We start from the raw sequence: 19,104 nt of genomic DNA, 5'->3' as shown, positions 1-19,104 counted from the left end.
TTCACTGTCCGGCCACCCACCATGCCGAGAGCAGGTGCACGGTCGCCAGTCCGACGCAGGTGACTGCCATCGGCCAATTGCGCCGTCCCACGCCGATCGCCGCGTCGCCGAGCTGCGCCAGCCCGGCCACCACGAGGATCGGTGCGAGTCCGGTGCGTGTCCCCACCGCCAGCATGAAGAGCGTCACGGCGCACAACGGGACCGCCCGTCCGCCGTAGCCGTACGCGAAGAACAGTGTGCCCGCTGCGATAAGGCCGCACGGGAACTTGATGACGAGCTCACCGCCGGACTGTCGGCCAAGGAGCGCTCGGCATTGCTGCGCGCGCTCGGCGTGCTGGCCGCCGAAGCCGGTCTGCCCGCAGGTGAGTGAACCCTCAGGCAGCGCCCTCGCCGAGGTACTGCAACCAGGTCGGATCCAGCTCGGAGCCGGCCGACAGCAAACGCCAGTGCGGGCCCTTCGGCGCGACCATGGGGTGGTGCAGCGTCCAGCCCAGCTCGCTCAGGAGTTTGTCGGCCTTGCGGTGATTGCACGGGGCGCAGGAGGCCACGCAGTTCTCCCACGAATGGGCGCCGCCGCGGCTACGCGGAATGACGTGGTCGATGGTCTCGGCCTTGCCGCCGCAGTAGGCGCAGCGGTAGCGGTCGCGGTGCATGAGGGCGGCGCGAGTCATGGGTACCCGTGCCCGGTAGGGGACGCGCACGTAGCTGCGTAGTCGGATGACCGAGGGGAGCGCCACCGAGGTCCCGGCGGAATGCACGACCGGACCCTCCGGGTTGTCGTGCACGGTATCGGCCTTGTCGCAGATCAGCAGCACGATGGCGCGACGTGCGGACAGGGCGGTGAGCGGCTCGTACGTGGCGTTCAGAAGTAGCACACGGCGTTTGGCCCAGGCGGGAACGGGTGCTGCGGTGGGCGGATGATGCGAATGGTCGCGGTGGTCGCCCGGATGGGCGGGCTCCGGATGAGCGCCCAGGTGATGCTCGGAATGAGAATGTTCGGACAGTAAGTGCAGCGGAGTAGCCCCCGACCCACGATTGTGGACGTCGGCGGGCTGGAGTTGTCGATGCGTCCGCGCCTGGTGTCGGGCGCCGTGCCGCTGCTTCATGGGCCATACCCCGGTTTCGTATTCGTCCGATTGTGTGGTATCTCGGCAGACTGCCACCCAGTTGACCATGGAATGACGCACAATGCCATCTCTTTCGAGACATTGTCGGGCACATTCGGATGAACAGGACGTGACAATCACCCGGACCCGGTTCAGTGGCCGTCGGTAGGCGGCATTTCAGCAGCTCATCCCCCAGGTTCGTGGCCGTCTCGATTCTGGACGGCGGCTTGATGGGACCCTCCGCCTCGGAGCGGGCGAGCGGAAGTGAGGGGGGAAGAACCGAGACCGCGGGGTCGCGAACCTCGCCCGGAGCGAAGCGGAGGGCAAATCGGACACGGCACAATGGGAGCGTGACTTCCGGCGAGCAGACCGCAACTTCCTTCTACGAGGCCGTGGGCGGCGAGAACACCTTCCATCGGATCGTCGCCGCCTTCTATCGCGAGGTGGCGCAGGACGAGGTATTGCGGCCGCTGTATCCGGAGCAGGACCTCGGTCCGGCCGAGCGGCGGTTGCGGATGTTCCTCGAACAGTACTGGGGTGGGCCGCGGACCTACTCCGACGAACGTGGGCACCCGCGGCTGCGGATGCGGCATGTTCCGTTCAAGGTCGGGCCTATCGAACGCGACGCATGGCTGCGGGCCATGCGCATCGCGGTCGCGGAGATCGAGCCGGAGGTGCTGGATAACGCGCACCGGCAGCAGTTGCTCGACTACTTCGAGATGGCCGCCAATTCGCTCATGAACTCGCCTTTCTGAATTGGACCCGCAGAGATTGCAGCTTCCCGCAGATTTTCACGCTGTCCACTGCAAGCCGCTGATCATTTGCTGAAACTGGACAAGTCCTTTCGACGCGCCCGCGAAAGTCGCTGTGCTTTGGCACCATTACGGCTGTGACAGATATTTCCGCCCCGGTCGGGGAGGGGGCCGCGCAAGCCCCGTGGTGGCGATCGGCCGTGTTCTACCAGGTGTATCCCCGTTCCTTCGCGGACTCCAGCGGCGACGGTGTCGGTGATTTGGGCGGATTGCGCGACAAATTGGGCTATCTCGAACTCCTGGGGGTGGACGCGCTATGGATCTGCCCGGTAATGCGTTCTCCCATGGCCGACGGCGGCTATGACGTCTCGGACCCGCGCGATATCGACCCGCTGTTCGGTGGGATCGAGGCGCTGGACGCGCTCATCGCCCAGGCGCACCACCGCGACATCCGGGTGACCATGGATCTGGTGCCCAACCACACCAGTGATCAACACGCGTGGTTTCGGGCGGCGCTGGCGGCTGGGCCGGGGAGTCCGGAGCGGGCGCGGTACTTCTTCCGCGACGGCCGTGGGCCGGACGGCGCTGTGCCGCCGAACAATTGGCCGAGCATCTTCGGCGGTCCGGCCTGGACCCGGGTGAGGGAACCGGACGGTAGACCCGGGCAGTGGTACCTGCACATCTTCGCACCGGAGCAACCCGACCTGAACTGGGAACACCCCGAGGTCGCGGCGGATTTCGACCAGACCCTGCGGTTCTGGCTGGACCGCGGCGTGGACGGCTTCCGGATCGACGTCGCGCACGGCATGGCCAAACCGCCGGGCCTGCCCGACATGGAGCGCATCGACACCCGGATGCTCCACCTCGAAGACGACGACCCGCGCTTCAACAACCCCGGCGCGCACGACATTCATCGGCGGATCCGCAAGGTGATGGACGAATATCCGCATGCGGTCGCCATCGGTGAGGTCTGGGTCAACGACAACACCCGCTTCGGCGAATACGTCCGGCCCGACGAACTGCACCTGGCCTTCAACTTCCGGCTTGCCCAGACGCCGTTCCAGCCGGACCGGATTCGCGCGGCTGTCGACAATTCGCTGCGCGCGGTGGCCCAGGTCGGCGCGTCGCCCACCTGGACGCTGTCCAACCACGATATCGAGCGCGAGGTCACCCGCTACGGCGGCGGACTCGTCGGGCAGGCGCGGGCGCGGGCCATGATCCTGCTGGAGCTGGCACTGCCGGGATCCGTATTCATCTACAACGGCGCCGAATTGGGGCTGGCCAATGTGGACGACCTGCCGGAGGCGGCGCTGCAGGATCCCACCTGGGAGCGATCCGGGCACACCGAACGCGGCCGGGACGGCTGTCGGGTGCCGTTGCCGTGGGAGGGGACGCGACCGCCGTTCGGATTCACGACCGGCGTGCCGTGGCTGCCCATGCCTCCGGAATGGTCGGCGGTGACCGTGGAGCGGCAGCTCGAACGGCTCGACTCCATGCTGTCGCTGTATCGCATGGCGATCGAATTGCGGGGCGTGCGGCCGGAATTCGCGGGGCTCGGGCTGGAATGGTACGAGAGTCCGCCCGGCTGCCTGGCCTTTCAGCGTGACGGCGGGCTGCTGTGCGTGCTCAATGCCACCGACGCGCCCATCCTGTTGCCCGCGGGGAAGGTGTTGCTGGCGAGCGCTCCGATCAACGAGAGGCGGGAACTTCCGGCGAACTCGACGGCGTGGCTGGTCTGAAAGGCTGATTGTTACGACACGATCGCATCTAACCCTTACCGGTCGTAGTAGTCGCGGGGGCATCGACTACCGTTGGGCCGTGAGCATTCTCCAGACAGTGCTGATCTACGTCGGCATCCCGGTCGCGATCTATCTGGTGATCGCCGGATTGTCGTTCCTCGGCAAGCCGCTGCCCGGCAAGAAGCCGGAACACTACGAACTCGGTGCGAAGTGGACCCAGCCCCCGGTGCTGTGGAGCGCGACCGACGAGGTGACCGGATCCGGCCACCACGACACTGCTGATTCGCATGGCGACCATGCGGCAATCGAATCCGCCCACGCGGAGCTGATCGGAGGTCGGGCAAGTGGCAAGTTCTAATTGGCCCGCGGTGAACGAGGCCGACCTGCCCCACGGCTGGGCGATCACCAGCAGCGGACGCGTCTCCGGTGTGCACGAGGCCGGCGATGTCTTCAAGGAAGCGCCGTTCAGCGATCGCGAGCGGCTGCTCATGGACAACGCGCTCACCGACGCCACCCGTGCCACCAAGGTGCGCTTCAACATCTACATCGGTGACCTGGGCTCCGACTCCGCCGCCGGTGTGGACGCCCTCTTCCCCGCCACCCCGGAGGCCGCCCGCTCGGTGCTCATCGCGGTGGACCCGAACACCAACTCGGTCGAGGTGCGCTCCGGCCGCGACGTCGCCGAGCGGGCCAACGATCGGGTCTGCCAGCTGGGCGCCACCGCCGCCACCAGCTCCTTCCGTCAGGGCGAGCTGATCGACGGCCTGGTTTCCGCCGTGCGTGTGATGGCGGCCGCCATCGGGCGGGTCTAGCCGACTCTCGGCACTTTTCAGGAGCTTCGCCCCTGAAACCCCAAGGGAAGTTTGGGGGCCCAGCCCCCAAACCCCCGCGGGAAAGTTCGCCCTCAGCAGATCGGGGCGCGGGGGTGGGGCGGGGGAATTTAGGCTCGGGACCATGTCCGAGCATCCGCGTCTGAAAGCTGTTCCCGGCGGCCTCGACGAAGGGGCGCGGTCGGCGCGGCCGATGCGTGAGCCGCTATGGCGGGAGGCACTGGGGGAGCAGCTGCGGTCGCTGCGGCAGGAGCGGGGCGAGAAGCTGACGGAAACGGCCGGGCGAGCCGGTATTTCGCCGCAGTATCTGTCGGAGGTCGAGCGGGGACGCAAAGAGCCGTCCAGCGAAATGATCGCGGCACTGGCGGGTGCGCTGGGGACCAGTCTGGGTGCGCTCACACGACAGGTGGCCGAGGACCTTCTCCGCTACCGCCCGGTTCCGGCACACCATCCCGCCCTGTCTCCGATGGCAATCTCGCCGGTCCTGCTGGCTGCCTGATCAGTGAACGCGCACTGGCGCATACGCCTTTCGGCGACTGCCCGCACCAGCGCGCGCTCGTCGCCTTTCAGCTGCGGGGGCCGAGGATCTGGTCGGCCAGGCCGTAGTCGAGCGCGGATTGGGCGGTGAAGACCCGGTCCCGGTCGGTGTCCCGGCGAAGGGTTTCAGGGGATTGGCCGGTGTGCGCGGCGAGGATGGACTCGATTTCGGCCCGCATGCGCACCACCTCGTCGGCCTGGAGGATGAGGTCGGGAATGGTGCCCTGGCCTCGGGTTGCCGGCTGGTGCAGGACGATTCGCGCATGGGGGAGGATATTGCGGCGGCCCTTCGCGCCGCCGGCGAGCAGGACCGCGCCGACCGCGATGGCCTGGCCCACGCAGGTGGTGGCCACAGGGGACAGGATGTGCTGCATGGTGTCGTAGACGGCGAGCATGGCCGACAGGTCGCCGCCCTCGCAGTTGATGTAGAGGTTGATGTCCTGGCCGGGGCTTTCGGCATCGAGATGTAGCAACTGCGCGATGAGCGCGTTCGCCACGCCGGAGTCGATGGGGGTGCCCAGGTAGACGATTCGTTCCGTCAGCAGATGCGAATAGACGTCCATGATGCGTTCGCCGCGCGGATCACGGGCGATGACGTTGGGGATCGTGTAGCTGGTCATGCGCTGATTCCCAGCTTCCGGCGTTCGGGCACAACCTGGTGGAAGGACTCCACGATCTGGTCGATGAACCCGTAGTCACGGGCCTGGGCGGCGGTGAACCAGCGATCGTGCAGGGAGTCGTCGAAGACTTGGTCGTAGGGCTGGCCGGTGTCGGCGGCGATCAGGCCGAGCACGGTCTGCACGGTATAGCGCAGGTCGTCGGCCTGCACCTCGACCTCGACGGCGCTGCCGCCGATGCCCGCCGAACCCTGATGCATGAGGATGCGGGCGTGGGGCAGCGCGTAGCGGTGACCGGGAGTGCCCGCCGACAGCAGGAATTGGCCTGCGCTGCAGGCCAATCCGAGGGCCAGCGTGGATACGGTGCAGGGCACCAGCCGCATGACGTCGCGGATGGCCAGCATGGCGGGAACCGACCCGCCGGGGGAGTGGATCCACAGCGAGATCCCCGCGGCCGGATCCTCGGCCGCCAGCGTCAGCAGCTGGGTCATCAGCAGCGCGCCGTTGTCGTCGTCGAGGGCCCCGTCCAGCACCAGCACCCGGCGGGCGAAGAGCTGTTCCCTGGTGCGCCAGTTGAACATCGGAGTCTTGTTCTCTGCCATGCCATCACGGTGCCGCAGCGACCCGGTGAAAGTCCCGCCACGCTGCTGTGAGCGGATCCGCCCACAGCAGCGCTGTAGCGTGCGACAGAGATGTCATCCTCGGCGAGGATGTCCCCGATGACCTGCGGACCGCTGCCGACGCAGAGAATGCGCTGCTCGATCGCATCATGGCGGATACGTTCGCGATGATTCGCGTTCTGTGCGATGCGGAAACCGCTCATCTCTGCGATTTCCGCGCCGGGTCAATGGCGGTGGCAGGTGTCGGCGACGCGGTCGAACTTGGCGCGCACGGGTTCGCTGCCGGGCGCGTGATCGCGGCGGATCTGCTCGATGCGGTCCTGGACGTCGGGGTATTGGGACACGATGCGGAAGAAGGATTCCGGCCGGTCCTGCGGCGGTAGCTGGTACATGACGGCGAGCCCGGCGGTGAGTTCCGGGTGACCGTCGATGAGCCGGGCCAGCACCGGGTCCTGATCATTGAGGGTGGCGTCGATCTGTGCCCAGCTGCAGGTGGAACGGGTGAGCGAGTCATCATCGTCGGCGGCCGCTACTCCAGCGTCGGAAAGCGCTGCGGCGGAGCAGATTCCGGTGAAAACGAGTGCGGCGGCGTAACGGGTCCAGGATGTCATCGGATGGCCTCATTCGGTCGGGATGGCTTGCGGGACCGATCATGTCGGATGCGTGCCCCTCCAGCCCGATCCGGGGAGCCTTCTTCAGCGACTCTTCAGTCGGTGCGGTCCCGGAATGAGGGCGCCGATTCGTCGGTCTTCGACGCGGGTATTTCGCGCCCTGACATCCTGAACACCAAAGGAATTCGATGAGTGGGCAGGACAGTCAACTTCGTGGCGTTTCCACCGGCAGTGCTGCCGGTGGCTTGGCTGAAGCTGCTGGGCATCACATCCATGTGCACCATCTCGGCCGACTTCGCAGGGTGCGACGGGCAGCCCTGGTATGTCCGGCCGTCGCAGGACGACAGCCCCTCCCGGACGCTCCGGGAGGGGCTGTCGTCATCGAACGGCGTTGCCGCGCGGGACTTCCTAGCCGCGATCGAAGGCGCGGGCGCGCAGCGAGCGCTCGATGCCCGCCTTGCCCTCCACCACCAGGCGACGCAGCGCCGGCGGGTGGTCTCCGGCGAGGAACTTGTCGGCCACCGCCACGGCCTCCTCGGTGACGGCCCAGTGCGGGTACAGCCCGACCACCACGGTCTGCGCGACCTCGCTGGAGCGGCGCTCCCACACCGACGGGATGTCGGCGAAGTAGCGCTCCACATACGGGGCCAGCAGCTCGGCCTGGCCCGCCGGGGCGAAGCCCGTGACGATGGCGCGCGCGGTGATGTTCGGCACCGAATCGTCGCCCATGACGGTGTCCCACGCCGACTCCTTGACCGCCACCTGCGGGCGGGCGGTGGCCGCGGCGGCAGCCTGGCGGCGACCGGCGGCGGTATTGTCGCGTTCGAGTTCCGCGTCGATGAGCGGGGTTTCGATGCCGTCGGAGTCGATGGTCCCGGCGGCCGCGAGTGCCTGGATGATGCGCCAGCGCAGGTCGGTGTCGACGGTCAGGCCAGGCAGACCGACGCCCTCCGGGTCACCGGCGTGCAGCTGCCGCAGCACCTCGACGTGCTGCGGTGAGAGCAGCGAGCCGGTCAGCGCGTTGACGAACGCCAGCTGATGATCCGAGCCCGCACCGGCGGCGCGCGCCAGCTCCAGCAACCGGTCGGCGTAGGCGGGCCAGCCCTCGGCGCGTGCCCACTCCGGGTCGGCGTAGGCGCCCAGCGCGGTATTGGCCTGCATGAGAAGCCGCTGCACGACACCGATCTCGGTTTCCGCGCCGACGCCGCGCTGCACCAGCGCCACGAAGTCACGGGCCTTCATCTCGGCCTGGCGCGTCATCTCCCACGCGGCCGACCAGGCCAGGGTGCGGGGCAGCGGCTCGGCGATATCGGCGATGCGCGCCACCACGGTGTCGAGGGAGTCGGCGTCGAGGCGGACCGAGCAGTAGGTGAGGTCGTCGTCATTGATCAGCACGAGCTTTCCGCGGCCGACACCGACCAGCTCGGGCACCTCGGTGCGCTCGGCCGGGTCGATGTCGAGCTCGACGCGCCTGGTGCGCACCAGCTTTCCGTCCTGGTCGTCGTAGACGCCGATGGCCAGGCGGTGCACGCGGCGCTCACCGGCGCCGGGCTCCGCGCCCTCTTGGACGACCGCGAAGGAGGCGAAGTTGCCGTCCGCGTCCACGGTGAAGTCGGGGCGCAGGATGTTCAGTCCGGTGGTCTTGAGCCACTGCGCGCCCCAGTCCGAAAGGTCGCGCCCGGACGCCTTCTCCAGCGCGCCCACGAGATCGTCGAACGTGGCGTTGCCGTAGGCGTGTTCGGTGAAGTAGTCGCGCAGACCAGCCAGGAACGGTTCCTCACCGACGTAGGCCACCAGCTGCTTGAGCACGGAAGCGCCCTTGGCGTAGGTGATGCCGTCGAAGTTCACCTCGACCGCGGCAAGATCGGGGATGTCGGCCGCGATCGGGTGGGTGGAGGGCAGCTGGTCCTGCCGGTACGCCCAGGACTTCTCGACATTGGCGAAAGTGGTCCAGGCATTGGTGTATTCGGTCGCGCCGACCTGGCACAGCACCGAGGCGAAGGTGGCGAAGGACTCGTTCAGCCACAGATCGTCCCACCACTTCATGGTGACCAGGTCGCCGAACCACATGTGCGCCATCTCGTGCAGCACGGTCTCGCAGCGGCGCTCGTAGGATGCGCGGGTGACCTTGGAACGGAAGACGTAGTCCTCGAGGAAGGTGACCGCGCCCGCGTTCTCCATGGCGCCCGCGTTGAATTCGGGCACGAACAGCTGGTCGTACTTGCCGAAGGCATAGGGCACGCCGAAATTGGTGTGGTAGAAGCCGAAGCCCTGCTTGGTCTCGGTGAAAAGCCGTTCGGCGTCCATGAATTCGGCCAGCGAGGCGCGGCAGTAGATGCCGAGCGGGATCTCCCCGTGCGAATCGCTGTAGGTGTCGGTCCACTTCGCGTACGGCCCGGCGATGAGGGCCACCAGGTAGGTGCTCATGCGCGGGGTGGTGCCGAAGGTGTGGCGAACCACGGTGCCGGTCTTGTGGGTGTCGACCACCGCGCTGTTGGAGATGACCTGCCAGTCCTCGGGCGCTGTGACGATCACGTCGTAGGTGGCCTTGAGGTCGGGCTGGTCGAAGCAGGCGAACATGCGCTTGCAGTCGGCGGTTTCGAACTGGGAGTACAGGTAGACCTTGTTGTCGGTCGGGTCGACGAAGCGGTGCAGGCCCTCACCGGTGTGCGAGTACTCGCAGTCGGCCTCGACCACGAGCTCGTTGCTGGCGGCCAGGTTCGGCAGGATGATGCCCTGCTCCTCGTCGTAGCCGCTCACATCGAGGGCGACGCCATTGAGGACGGCCGAGCGCACGCCCGCGCCCACGATGTCGATGAAGGTCTGCGCACCCGGGGTCGCGGTGAAGATGACCGTCGACTTCGAGCCGAAGGTCTCACTGCGCGGCTCTTCGGCATTGGTGGGCTGACCGGTCAGATCCAGTTCGACCTTGTAGTTCTCCACCTGGACCGTCGCGGCGCGTTCGATCGCCTGCTCGCGGGTGAGATTCGGTGCGGACAAGGGGGCTCCTTAGCTCTGAAGAGAACTGCTGCCGGGCAGGTGCGTCCGACGCGGTGGGCGGCGCTGCCCACGGTCGACGCGTGATGCGATGCGCCCGTGCGAGGGCCTCGAGCGGACCGAACAATTCTCCACTCGCCGCCCGCGCCGGACGCGACGTTCCCCACAATGCCACGTCGCGAAGCTCGGCGTGCTCGACCGCGCCTCGAGAGGCAGGTCGGGACGTCGGTAAGCTCTGCGACGGCAGCAATCGCTCAGCACGAGGAGGACCGTTGAAGCACATCCACGCCGGTAAGGTGCGCGACCTGTACGAGGACGGCGACTCGCTGATCCTGGTCGCATCCGACCGGGTGTCGGTGTACGACGTGGTGCTGCCGACTCCGATCCCGGATAAGGGCGCGCTGCTCACTCAGCTGTCGAACTGGTGGTTCGGGTTCTTCTCCGATGTGCCCAACCACATTCTGTCCACCACCGACGTTCCCGCCGAGTTCGCGGGCCGCGGGGTGCGGGTCAAGCCGCTGAAGATGGTGAAGGTGGAGTGCATCGCGCGCGGCTACCTGACCGGTGGCGGCCTGGCCGAATACCAGCGCTCCGGCACCGTCTCCGGCATTCCGCTGCCGCCCGGTCTGCGCGACGGCGACAAGCTGCCCGAACCCATCTTCACCCCCACCACCAAGGCCGACGCCGGGCACGACGAACCCATCAGTTTCGAGGACGTGGTGAACCAGGAGGGCAAGGAGGTCGCCGAGAAGCTGCGGGACCTGACCCTCGAGATCTACGCGCGCGGCGCCGAGCACGCCGCCGCGCGCGGGGTCATCATCGCCGACACGAAGATCGAAATCGGTTGGTACGGTGATGTTCTCACCGTCGGCGACGAGTTGCTCACCTCGGACTCATCCCGCTTCTGGCCCGCCGACGACTATGAGCCGGGCCGCCCGCAGAAGTCCTTCGACAAGCAGTTCGTGCGCGACTGGTCCACCTCCACCGGGTGGAACAAGGAGTACCCGGGCCCGGAGATTCCGGCCGACGTGGTCGAGGTGACCCGGCAGAAGTACGTCCAGGCCTACGAGCTCATCACCGGCAACACCTGGAACGGAGTTGGGGTGTAGCACGGAACCGTTTCGGCGGCAAGGAAGTGCGCACGAACTCATGGCCCGGCCGCTCCAGCTCGGCGAACTCGGCCATGCCTTTCGCGCCGAACCCGCCAACCGAGCCGCCCCGATCTCCTTATCCGGCGCACCTCGGAAGTCACCACGTAAGCAGCAAGACAGGATATCCCCGCACACTCTCCGTCACCCCGTTCGACCGCGTGCCGATCAGGCGCGGCGGAGGCGGGCGGCGCGGAGGATGAGGTAGTTCCGCTCGGGGAGGCTGGTGGTGAGTTGGGCGGCGGCGGTGTAGTGGGCGATGGCTTCCTCGTAGTCGCCGGCCATTTCGTGCAGGTGGCCGCGGACTGCGGGGAGACGGTGGTTGCCCGCCAGGGATTCGTCGAGGGTGTCGGTCAGGTCGAGGCCGGCCTGGGGGCCGTGCACCATGGCGGTGGCGACCGCGCGATTGAGGGTCACCATGGGGTTGGGGGACTCGCGTTCGAGGGCGTTGTACAGCAACAGGATTCGGGGCCAGTCGGTGTCCTCGGGGCGCAGCGCCTGGGAATGCAGGGCGGCGATGGCGGCCTGGATCTGATACGGGCCGATGAGGCCGCTGCGCACCGAGGCGGTCGCCAGCCGCACACCCTCGATGATCAATTCGCGATCCCAGAGCCCGCGATCCTGTTCGGCGAGGGGGATCAGCTCGCCGCGGGTCCCGGTCCGTGCCGCCCGCCGCGCGTCGGTGAGAAGTAGCAAGGCCAGCAGACCGGTGACCTCCGGGTTATCCGGGAGGACGCGATACAGTGCCCGCGCCAAGCGAATCGCCTCGTTCGATAGATCAACCCGGTGTAGTCGCTCACCACCGCTGGTGTGTCCCTCGGTGTAGATCAGATAGAGCACCCGCAGCACGCTGTCGAGCCGATCATTCCATTCTCCCCGTTGACCGAGCGATTCCATGGGCATGGTGAACGGCCGCTCCTCGGCGGCCAGTCGCTTCTTTGCCCGCGTAATCCGTTGCGCCATGGTTTTTTCCGGCACCAGAAAGGCTCGCGCGATCTCCTCGGTGGTCAGCCCGCCCACCGCCCGAAGCGTCAGCGCGATCGCACTCGCGGGCGACAGCGCCGGATGGCAGCACAGGAAGAACAACGTCAGCGTGTCATCCCGCTCCTCAGCGTCCGGGTCCGTGCCGCCCAGCCCGGCCGGACCCGACCGCCCGGTGGTTGCGGCCGCGGGTCTCGGGTGATCCGATCCGCTCGGACTCGCTCCCGCGTCCGACCGATTGGGCTGCACCGAGTCCGCGCGGCCGGAGTTGCCCGCGGTCGCGCAGCGCGTCCCCCCGGTCGCGGAGTTCGGGCGATCGGGCGGGCTCGCAAGGCTCGGCAGGTCCGCGTCTGTCAGGGCGGCGATGACGGCATCGGCCGGATCCGGGGCGGCGGCGCACAGTCGCTCCGGATCGCGGATCGCGTTGACGGCCTCGCGGTTGCGGCGCGCGGCGTCGGCGCGGATGGCGTCGATCAAGCGGCGTTGGCCGACAGAGATGAGCCAGCCGCGCGGATTGTCGGGGAGGCCGTCGACGGGCCAATGGGTGGCGGCCATGAGCATGGCCTCCTGGAGGGCGTCCTCGGCGGCGTCGAAATCGCCGTAGCGGCGGATGAGTACGCCGAGGACCTGCGGCGCGAGATCGCGCAGCAGGTCCTCGATCGCGGTATCCGGCATCAGAGCTCGGCGGCGGGGGCGCTCATGATCGGACGGACCTCGATGTACTCGCCGATCGGCTTGCCGCCCGGGCCGGGCGCGGCCGACGCCTCGGCGGCGATCTCGACCGCGCGCTCGGGAGTGTCGACGTCGATGATCCAGTAACCGGCCAGGAACTCCTTGGTCTCCGGGAAGGGGCCGTCGGTGATCACCGGCGCGGAGCGGCCGTCGGACATGACGGTGCGCGCTTGGCTCGGGTCGGCGAGGCCCTGGGCGTCGACGAGTTCGCCGGATTTGGCCAGCTCCTCACCGAGGGCGCGCTGGAAATCGATGTGCGCCTGGATCTCCTCGGGCGCCCACTCGTTGATCGGGGTGTCGCAGTAGGCGGCGGCGGAGTAGGTCTTGATCAGGATGTACTTCATGGTCGGCTCCTTCGTCGGCGCGCCCCGGTGGGCGCTCTCGTCCACAGGTCGGAGCCCGGTACGCCGACGCGACGTACCCCGCCCTCCGGATTATGTGACGGTCGTCATAGCTGGTCGGGGTCCACAGCCTCAGCGCTGAGGATCAGCTGCTTGATCTTGTCCGTCACATCCCACACGTTCACGTTCATTCCGGCCAGCACCCGGTTCCCGGAGTCCAGCCAGTACGCCACGAACTCGCGTTTTCCGAGGTCGCCGCGCACCACCACGCGCGCCCGCTGCTTCGGCCCGACATATCCGGTGTACTCCATGCCGAGGTCGTACTGGTCGGTAAAGAAATACGGCAGCCGGTCGTACACGGCGGGCTTGCCGAGCATGGTCAGCGCCGCCACCGCTGGCTGGTTGAGCGCATTCGCCCAGTGCTCCACCCGGATCCGCTGCCCCAGCACAGGGTGCTGCTGATCGGCGATATCGCCGACCGCGACGATGTCCGGGTCGCTGGTGGCCAGGCTCTCGTCCACCAGCACGCCGCCTTCCACGGCCAGCCCGGCATCGGCGGCAAGCTCGATATTGGGCCGCGCACCCACCGCGACCAGCACCGCGTCCGCCTCGATGTGGGTGCCGTCGTCGAGCCGCACGCCGGTGGCACGGCCGTCGGCGGTGGTGATCTCGCCGACCTTCACTCCGAGGCGCAGATCCACTCCGTGCGCGCGATGCAGATCGGCGAACACCTCGCCCATCTCGGCCCCGAGTGCGGCCCGCAGCGGCACCGATTCCGCCTCCAACACAGTCACTTCCACGCCCGCGGCCCGCGCGGCCGCGGTCACCTCGAGCCCGATCCACCCCGCGCCGATGATGGCCAGCCGCCGTGCGGAGCCCAACATCCCGAGCAGGGCATCGGACTCCCCGATGGTGCGCAGCACGTACACGCCCTCGGCGTCGGCGCCGGGCAGACGCAGCAGCCGCGGACGCGAACCGGTGGCCAGCGCCAGCTTGTCGTAGGGCAGCGTCGTAGCATTCGGCAGCGCAATGGTTTTGGTGCTCCGGTCCAGCCCGGTGACGGTCGTGCCGAGCATGACCTCGATATGGTGGTCGAGATACCACTGCGCCGGATTCACGGTGAAATCGCTGAGCGCCTTCTTGCCCAGCAGATGCTCCTTGGACAGCGGCGGCCGCTCATAGGGCAGCTGCTCCTCCGCGCTGACGAGCGTAACGGTGCCATCGAAATCGTTGGCCCTCAAAGCTTCCGCGAGCTTGGCCGCGGCCAGCCCACCGCCCGCGATGACGAACCTGGATGTGGTCATGCCGAAACCTCGCTGCTAGTAGGGTCGGGACCGCCGTCGATGAGGCCGATATCCCGACCCTAGCCCGGGTAGAGTCGGGCGGAGCGGAAATATCGGCAACAATCCGGGTTGTTGCGCATCGTGTGCGGCCCTGCCCTCGGCCGTCGATTGACTGCGAAAGGACTTCCTTGTGAGCGACGCCAAGAAGGACCGGGTCGACTTCTGGTTCGATCCGCTGTGCCCGTGGTGCTGGATCACCTCCCGCTGGATCCTCGAGGTCGAGCAGGTGCGCGATATCGAGGCGCACTTCCATGTCATGAGCCTGTCGGTGCTCAACGAAGGCCGCGAGGGCCTGCCCCCGCAGTACGAGGAGCTGCTGCGCAGTGGCTGGGGCCCGGTCCGGGTCGCCATCGCCGCCGCCCAGGAGCACGGCGACAAGGTGCTGGCCCCGCTCTACACCGCCATGGGCACCCGCCTGCACAACCGTCGCGCCGAGTACGAGCAGGACGGTTCGCGCACGGATCTGCTCGCGGTGATCATCGCCGAGTCGCTGGCCGAGGCGGGCCTGCCGGCCGAGCTCGCCGAAGCCGCCACCTCCACCGACCACGACGAGGCCCTGCGCGCCTCGCACCACGCCGGCATGGACAAGGTCGGCCAGGATGTCGGCACGCCGACCATCCACATCAATGACGTCGCCTTCTTCGGGCCGGTGCTCTCGCGCATTCCGCGCGGAGAGGAGGCGGGCAAGCTGTGGGACGGCGTGCTCGCGCTGGCCTCCTACCCACACTTCTTCGAGCTCAAGCGGACTCGCACCGAGGATCCCGTCTTCGACTGAGCCGCAGGGCTTTCGGCGTGAACGACCATCGGGCGGGGGCCATGGTGGGACCCCGCCCGATCGTGCGATCGTGAGAACCTATTGCGGCTGGTACTCGTGATGGGTCGGGGCGTCGCCGTACCCGGGTGGCGGCCCGCCGTAGCCAGCGGGCAACGGCTGCTGATAGCCGCCGTACGGCAGGACAGCGACCGGGCGCTGCGGGACATCGGGCCGCCAGAACAGCTTGCCGTGGCGGCTGCGGTCGCGCAGCGCCCACATGCGCCAGGTCAGCACCGGATGGCTGGACATGGCGTTCGCGATCCAGACGAAGAAGCCTTTCTCCTGGGCCGCCCGGTCGGCCATCTCGTCGAAGCCGACCAGATTGTTCAGATACTTGCCGCCGGCCAGTGTCTGCATGGCCGGGGGCGCGCCCTGCGGCCGGTTGCAGAAGCCGTGATTGTCGGCGGTGTACTCCTGGGCGCGGATCAGCGAGCTGCCCAGGATCGGCAGGAACGGCGCCAGGAACATGCCCACCTGCCGCCAGTACGAGACGTGCCCGGCCGCGATGTGACCGACCTCGTGGCCGATGATGAAGGCCAGCGCGTCGGGATTGCGTGCCGCGCCGCCGATTTCGAACAGGTCGCTGTACACCACCACATAGCGGCGGAAGCCGTGCCCGGAGGCGAAGGCATTGATCTGCCCGTTGCCCAGCACCACATACGCGTCGGGCACCTTCTGCATGCCGAAGCGGGCCGCCGCCTCCTGCACCATGCGATAGCCCTCAGGGAACTGCGTCGGCGACATCTTCACGCCGTTCACCCGCTGTGCCGCGTAGTTCATACCGCGGCCCAAATAGACGATCAGCGGCGCGAACACCAGCGCCAGCACCAGCTGACCGGCATAGCCGGACACCAACAGCAGCAGCGCCAGCAGATACGCCAGCACGGTGGCCACGATCACGATCACCAGCAGCGGGATCTCCCAGCTGTGCCGCGACGGCATCCCGAACGGCGACAGGCCGCGGGTCTGCTGCACCACCGGCGGCGGGGGTGGCGAATACGGTTGCTGCGGAGCCCATCCCGGCGGGCCCAGCCGCGGGTCCCAGCCGGACATTCCGGTGGCCGGGTTCCATCCGGATCGGCTGCCGGTGAACTGTCCCGGTAGGCCGCCAGCGGTTTGCCCCCCGTAGGCGTTCGGCGGTTGTGATCTGTCGTCGGACGTCATGCCTGGATAGTACGTTTCGCGGGGGTCCCGGGTTCGTCGACGCCGCAGGGTGGCTCACGCAGCGGGCTTCCCGGCGAGAGCCCCCTGCGGACCGGGCGCGGGCCTCCTGACAGAATCGCAGCCATGCGCGTATACCTGGGTGCCGACCATGCCGGCTTCGAATTGAAGAACCACGTCAAGGCTCACCTGGAAGGTCAGGGTCACGAGGTCGTCGACTGCGGCGCGCTGGAATACGACGCCCTCGACGACTACCCGGCCTTCTGCATCGAGGCCGCGCGCCGCGTGGTCGCCGACCCGGGTTCGCTGGGCTTCGTGTTCGGCGGCTCCGGCAATGGCGAGCAGATCGCCGCCAACAAAGTGCCCGGCGCCCGCTGCGCCCTCGGCTGGAGCGTGGAGACCGCCCAGCTCGCCCGTCAGCACAACAACGCCCAGCTGCTCGGCATCGGCGGCCGCATGCACACTACCGAGGAAGCCCTCGCCATCGTGGACGCCTTCATGACCACCCCGTGGTCCGACGAGGCGCGCCACCAGCGCCGCATCGACATCCTCGCCGAGTACGAGAAGACCGGCGTCCCCCCGGCTCTCCCGAACTGACCTGTGCCGGAAGGTCATACGCTGCACCGCCTGGCGAAGCTGCACGACCAGCGCTTCGCCGGCGGTCAGGTTCGAGTTTCCAGCCCACAGGGGCGATTCGCCGAGGGTGCGGCGCTGCTCGACGGCCGGGTGCTGACCCGCGCCGAGGCCTGGGGCAAACACCTGCTCCACCATTATGATTCGGGCGTCACCCTGCACATCCATCTGGGGTTGTACGGCAAGTTCACCGAATCCGCTGTGCCCATGGACGATCCGGTCGGCGAGGTCCGCATGCGACTGATCGGCGGCGGACGCACCGGCGAATTGCGGGGCACCGACCTGCGTGGCCCCGCCGCGTGCGAAATCCTGCTCGAACCGGAGGTGACGGCGCTGACGGCCCGACTGGGACCCGACCCGCTGCGCCGCGACGCCGATCCCGACCGCGCCTGGGACCGCATCCGCCGCTCCCAGCGCCCCATAGGCGCCCTGCTCATGGACCAGAAGATCCTCGCCGGAGTCGGCAACGTCTACCGCGCGGAAGTCCTCTTCCGCCACGGCATCTCACCCGACCGCCCCGGCACCCAGCTCTCCTACGAAGAGTGGCAGGGGATCTGGTCCGACCTGGTCGACCTCATGAAGGTAGGCGTGCGCCGCGGCAAGATCGTCGTGGTCCGTCCCGAGCACGACCACGGTGCACCGGCTTACGCCAAGGACAAACCGCGGACCTATGTCTACCGCCGCGCGGGCGACCCTTGCCGGCTCTGCGGCACCACTGTCCTGCACTCGGTTCTCGACGCTCGAAACCTCTTCTGGTGCCCCACCTGTCAGCCCCGCTGACCCTCGGTTACCGGGGTGGGGTCGAGGGAGATGCGGGCACGCATCCTGAGCAGTTGCCCGACGCCCACGGCGAGTAGTGCGGCGGTGGCCAGGATGTAGATGTCGCCGGGGATGTGTTGCCACCAGGACCAGGCGAGTTCCTGGTGGCGGCCGTTGGGGACGATGCCCGGGCCGATGAGGAAGAAGATGGCGAAGGCGGCGATCACCGCGACCGCGGCGAAGCGGGGAGTGGCGGTTGCCCAGGTGGCGGCGGTGACCAGGGCGGGGGCGGCCCATACCCAGTGGTGGGTCCAGGAGACCGGCGAGATCAGCAGCAGCACTGCGGCGTTCACGAGCAGGGCCGTGACGGACAGGATGGTTACCGGTGTCGTTCCCGCGACGCCATCGCGGTGAGCGGTCGTACGTCCGACTCGGAGCAGGTGGTGCATCAGGATCGCGCCGGCGCAGACGACGACGAGGGCCAGGCCGAGCCAGACGGCGGTGGCGGCCGAATTCGAGAGTCCGAGGCGGAAGACCAGGCCCTTGAGGGACTGGTTGCCGACGTAATCGGGGGAGCCGATGCGGTTGGTGTCGGTGATGGCGTGCAGCCAGTAGTCGCGGGATTCCCTTGGGAAGACCAGGAATCCGGCGCCGATCACCGTCGCCGCGGTGGCCGCCGCCGTGCCCGCTGCCTTCCAGTCGCGGCGGATGAGGAAGTAGAGGACGAAAGCGGCGGGAGTCAGCTTGGTGACGGCGGCGACGCCGATGAGGACACCGCGCGGCCAGCGGGGCTTCTCGGTCAGGCAGTCGAGGGCGACCGCGGCCATCAGCACGAGATTGATCTGCCCGAACCACAGGGTGGTGCGCACGGGTTCGACGGCCAGCATGAGGACGACCGCGGTCACGCTCAGCGTGAGTTTCGCGCGCGGGTCCAGGTCCGGGCGGACCCGGGAGAGCACCAGCCAGATAGTCACGCCGAGGCAGGCCAGCGAGCTCGCCGTCACCATCAGTTCGGCCAGCCAGAGCGGCACGATGGCGAGCGGGATCATCATGACCGCCGCCGACGGCGGATAGGTGAAGGGCAGGTCGGTGTGGCCCGCGACCGGCAGCGTCGGGCCGTACAGGGTGCCGTGCTCCAGCCAGCCTCGGGTGTCGACGCGATAGACCTGCAGGTCGAGGAACCCGTGCATGGCGGAGAACAGCGCCGTGATCGCCACGGTCAGCAGGATTCCGATCATGATCGGAATGCGGGGCGGGCCCGAGCGGCCCTCCGACTTCAGATTGCGCAGCAAATTACGTTGCCCCGCCCGCGTAGTGATCATCAGGGGAGACATTAACCCTTTCGACTTTCGCGCAAGTTGTCCGGATTGCATTGGGGGAGTG

At 68.0% G+C, this 19,104-nt stretch carries 20 protein-coding genes; 9 read left to right on the top strand and 11 right to left on the bottom strand.

The features are described 5' to 3' along the window. Position 1: 1 nt before the first annotated feature. Positions 2-187 carry a hypothetical protein gene (locus GLP40_RS11040; RefSeq protein ID WP_154787705.1) on the bottom strand — a complete coding sequence of 62 codons (186 nt, stop codon included), beginning with the start codon at positions 185-187 and terminating at the stop codon, positions 2-4. Positions 188-374: 187 nt separating this feature from the next. Next, positions 375-1,106 carry an HNH endonuclease gene (locus GLP40_RS11035; RefSeq protein ID WP_196054612.1) on the bottom strand — a complete coding sequence of 244 codons (732 nt, stop codon included), beginning with the start codon at positions 1,104-1,106 and terminating at the stop codon, positions 375-377. A gap of 350 nt (positions 1,107-1,456) precedes the next feature. Between GLP40_RS11035 and GLP40_RS11030 the strand changes: the two genes are divergently transcribed. The 5 genes from GLP40_RS11030 (at position 1,457) to GLP40_RS11010 (ending at position 4,926) form a co-directional block, all read left to right on the top strand. Further along, complete coding sequence (locus tag GLP40_RS11030) at positions 1,457-1,861, top strand: globin (protein ID WP_328289987.1); 405 nt, start codon at positions 1,457-1,459, stop codon at positions 1,859-1,861. 134 nt (positions 1,862-1,995) lie between these two features. Beyond that, complete coding sequence (locus tag GLP40_RS11025) at positions 1,996-3,597, top strand: glycoside hydrolase family 13 protein (protein ID WP_328289986.1); 1,602 nt, start codon at positions 1,996-1,998, stop codon at positions 3,595-3,597. Between the two features lie 79 nt (positions 3,598-3,676). Then, the gene (gene ctaJ / locus GLP40_RS11020; RefSeq protein ID WP_328289985.1) at positions 3,677-3,955 is read left to right on the top strand and encodes an aa3-type cytochrome oxidase subunit CtaJ; all 279 of its coding nucleotides are present in this window, start codon (positions 3,677-3,679) and stop codon (positions 3,953-3,955) included. Next, the gene (locus tag GLP40_RS11015; protein WP_328289984.1) at positions 3,942-4,409 is read left to right on the top strand and encodes a DUF5130 domain-containing protein; all 468 of its coding nucleotides are present in this window, start codon (positions 3,942-3,944) and stop codon (positions 4,407-4,409) included. Before ctaJ ends, GLP40_RS11015 begins: the two co-directional genes overlap by 14 nt. A 142-nt stretch (positions 4,410-4,551) precedes the next feature. After that, the gene (locus GLP40_RS11010) at positions 4,552-4,926 is read left to right on the top strand and encodes a helix-turn-helix domain-containing protein (protein WP_154787703.1); all 375 of its coding nucleotides are present in this window, start codon (positions 4,552-4,554) and stop codon (positions 4,924-4,926) included. A gap of 67 nt (positions 4,927-4,993) precedes the next feature. Here GLP40_RS11010 and GLP40_RS11005 read toward each other — a convergent pair whose 3' ends face one another. From GLP40_RS11005 to pepN, 4 genes are all read right to left on the bottom strand, one after another. Continuing rightward, a complete protein-coding gene (locus GLP40_RS11005; RefSeq protein ID WP_154787702.1) occupies positions 4,994-5,584 on the bottom strand; it encodes a ClpP family protease in 591 nt (196 codons plus the stop codon). After that, the gene (locus GLP40_RS11000) at positions 5,581-6,183 is read right to left on the bottom strand and encodes a ClpP family protease (protein ID WP_154787701.1); all 603 of its coding nucleotides are present in this window, start codon (positions 6,181-6,183) and stop codon (positions 5,581-5,583) included. Before GLP40_RS11000 ends, GLP40_RS11005 begins: the two co-directional genes overlap by 4 nt. Positions 6,184-6,425: 242 nt before the next feature. Beyond that, on the bottom strand, positions 6,426-6,812 hold the full coding sequence (locus GLP40_RS10995; RefSeq protein WP_154787700.1) for a hemophore-related protein: 387 nt from the start codon (positions 6,810-6,812) through the stop codon (positions 6,426-6,428). Between the two features lie 408 nt (positions 6,813-7,220). Next, positions 7,221-9,812, bottom strand: coding sequence for an aminopeptidase N (pepN, locus tag GLP40_RS10990; protein ID WP_154787699.1), 2,592 nt, complete (start codon positions 9,810-9,812; stop codon positions 7,221-7,223). 269 nt (positions 9,813-10,081) lie between these two features. Between pepN and GLP40_RS10985 the strand changes: the two genes are divergently transcribed. Further along, complete coding sequence (locus GLP40_RS10985) at positions 10,082-10,918, top strand: phosphoribosylaminoimidazolesuccinocarboxamide synthase (RefSeq protein WP_154787698.1); 837 nt, start codon at positions 10,082-10,084, stop codon at positions 10,916-10,918. A 207-nt stretch (positions 10,919-11,125) separates the two neighbouring features. On the opposite strand, the gene GLP40_RS10980 is transcribed toward GLP40_RS10985, so the two are convergent. The 3 genes from GLP40_RS10980 to GLP40_RS10970 all read right to left on the bottom strand — a co-directional run bounded on the left by GLP40_RS10980 (position 11,126) and on the right by GLP40_RS10970 (position 14,315). After that, on the bottom strand, positions 11,126-12,613 hold the full coding sequence (locus GLP40_RS10980) for an RNA polymerase sigma factor (RefSeq protein ID WP_154787697.1): 1,488 nt from the start codon (positions 12,611-12,613) through the stop codon (positions 11,126-11,128). Beyond that, positions 12,613-13,014 carry a YciI family protein gene (locus GLP40_RS10975; RefSeq protein WP_154787696.1) on the bottom strand — a complete coding sequence of 134 codons (402 nt, stop codon included), beginning with the start codon at positions 13,012-13,014 and terminating at the stop codon, positions 12,613-12,615. Before GLP40_RS10975 ends, GLP40_RS10980 begins: the two co-directional genes overlap by 1 nt. A gap of 104 nt (positions 13,015-13,118) precedes the next feature. Beyond that, positions 13,119-14,315: an NAD(P)/FAD-dependent oxidoreductase gene (locus GLP40_RS10970; RefSeq protein ID WP_154787695.1), complete on the bottom strand. Its 1,197-nt coding sequence runs from the start codon at positions 14,313-14,315 to the stop codon at positions 13,119-13,121. 169 nt (positions 14,316-14,484) lie between these two features. Here GLP40_RS10970 and GLP40_RS10965 point away from each other — a divergent pair, with 169 nt between their 5' ends. After that, on the top strand, positions 14,485-15,129 hold the full coding sequence (locus tag GLP40_RS10965; RefSeq protein ID WP_328289983.1) for a mycothiol-dependent nitroreductase Rv2466c family protein: 645 nt from the start codon (positions 14,485-14,487) through the stop codon (positions 15,127-15,129). 78 nt (positions 15,130-15,207) lie between these two features. Here GLP40_RS10965 and GLP40_RS10960 read toward each other — a convergent pair whose 3' ends face one another. Next, positions 15,208-16,221, bottom strand: coding sequence for a M48 family metallopeptidase (locus tag GLP40_RS10960; RefSeq protein WP_154787827.1), 1,014 nt, complete (start codon positions 16,219-16,221; stop codon positions 15,208-15,210). Between the two features lie 234 nt (positions 16,222-16,455). On the opposite strand from GLP40_RS10960, the gene GLP40_RS10955 reads away from it, so the two are divergent. Continuing rightward, positions 16,456-16,926 carry a ribose-5-phosphate isomerase gene (locus GLP40_RS10955; protein ID WP_154787693.1) on the top strand — a complete coding sequence of 157 codons (471 nt, stop codon included), beginning with the start codon at positions 16,456-16,458 and terminating at the stop codon, positions 16,924-16,926. A 3-nt stretch (positions 16,927-16,929) separates the two neighbouring features. Further along, complete coding sequence (locus GLP40_RS10950) at positions 16,930-17,742, top strand: Fpg/Nei family DNA glycosylase (protein ID WP_328289982.1); 813 nt, start codon at positions 16,930-16,932, stop codon at positions 17,740-17,742. On the opposite strand, the gene GLP40_RS10945 is transcribed toward GLP40_RS10950, so the two are convergent. Further along, a complete protein-coding gene (locus tag GLP40_RS10945; RefSeq protein WP_196054611.1) occupies positions 17,730-19,043 on the bottom strand; it encodes a glycosyltransferase family 87 protein in 1,314 nt (437 codons plus the stop codon). The two genes, GLP40_RS10950 and GLP40_RS10945, sit on opposite strands and share 13 nt — an antisense overlap. Positions 19,044-19,104 lie beyond the last annotated feature (61 nt).

The organism is Nocardia aurantiaca (genome assembly GCF_009708175.1).
GTDB lineage: Bacteria > Actinomycetota > Actinomycetes > Mycobacteriales > Mycobacteriaceae > Nocardia > Nocardia aurantiaca.
Note: the sequence above shows the minus strand (reverse complement) of the source record. Positions and strands in the feature narration are given on the sequence as shown.

Bases quoted from the DNA above. Each gene is read 5' to 3' on its own strand.
- GLP40_RS11035 (WP_196054612.1), bottom strand. From the start codon at position 1,106: ATGAAGCAGCGGCACGGCGCCCGACACCAGGCGCGGACGCATCGACAA.
- GLP40_RS11010 (WP_154787703.1), top strand. From the start codon at position 4,552: ATGTCCGAGCATCCGCGTCTGAAAGCTGTTCCCGGCGGCCTCGACGAA.
- GLP40_RS11005 (WP_154787702.1), bottom strand. From the start codon at position 5,584: ATGACCAGCTACACGATCCCCAACGTCATCGCCCGTGATCCGCGCGGC.
- GLP40_RS11000 (WP_154787701.1), bottom strand. From the start codon at position 6,183: ATGGCAGAGAACAAGACTCCGATGTTCAACTGGCGCACCAGGGAACAG.
- GLP40_RS10995 (WP_154787700.1), bottom strand. From the start codon at position 6,812: ATGACATCCTGGACCCGTTACGCCGCCGCACTCGTTTTCACCGGAATC.
- GLP40_RS10980 (WP_154787697.1), bottom strand. From the start codon at position 12,613: ATGCCGGATACCGCGATCGAGGACCTGCTGCGCGATCTCGCGCCGCAG.
- GLP40_RS10975 (WP_154787696.1), bottom strand. From the start codon at position 13,014: ATGAAGTACATCCTGATCAAGACCTACTCCGCCGCCGCCTACTGCGAC.
- GLP40_RS10970 (WP_154787695.1), bottom strand. From the start codon at position 14,315: ATGACCACATCCAGGTTCGTCATCGCGGGCGGTGGGCTGGCCGCGGCC.
- GLP40_RS10960 (WP_154787827.1), bottom strand. From the start codon at position 16,221: ATGTCCGGCTGGGACCCGCGGCTGGGCCCGCCGGGATGGGCTCCGCAG.
- GLP40_RS10955 (WP_154787693.1), top strand. From the start codon at position 16,456: ATGCGCGTATACCTGGGTGCCGACCATGCCGGCTTCGAATTGAAGAAC.
- GLP40_RS10945 (WP_196054611.1), bottom strand. From the start codon at position 19,043: ATGATCACTACGCGGGCGGGGCAACGTAATTTGCTGCGCAATCTGAAG.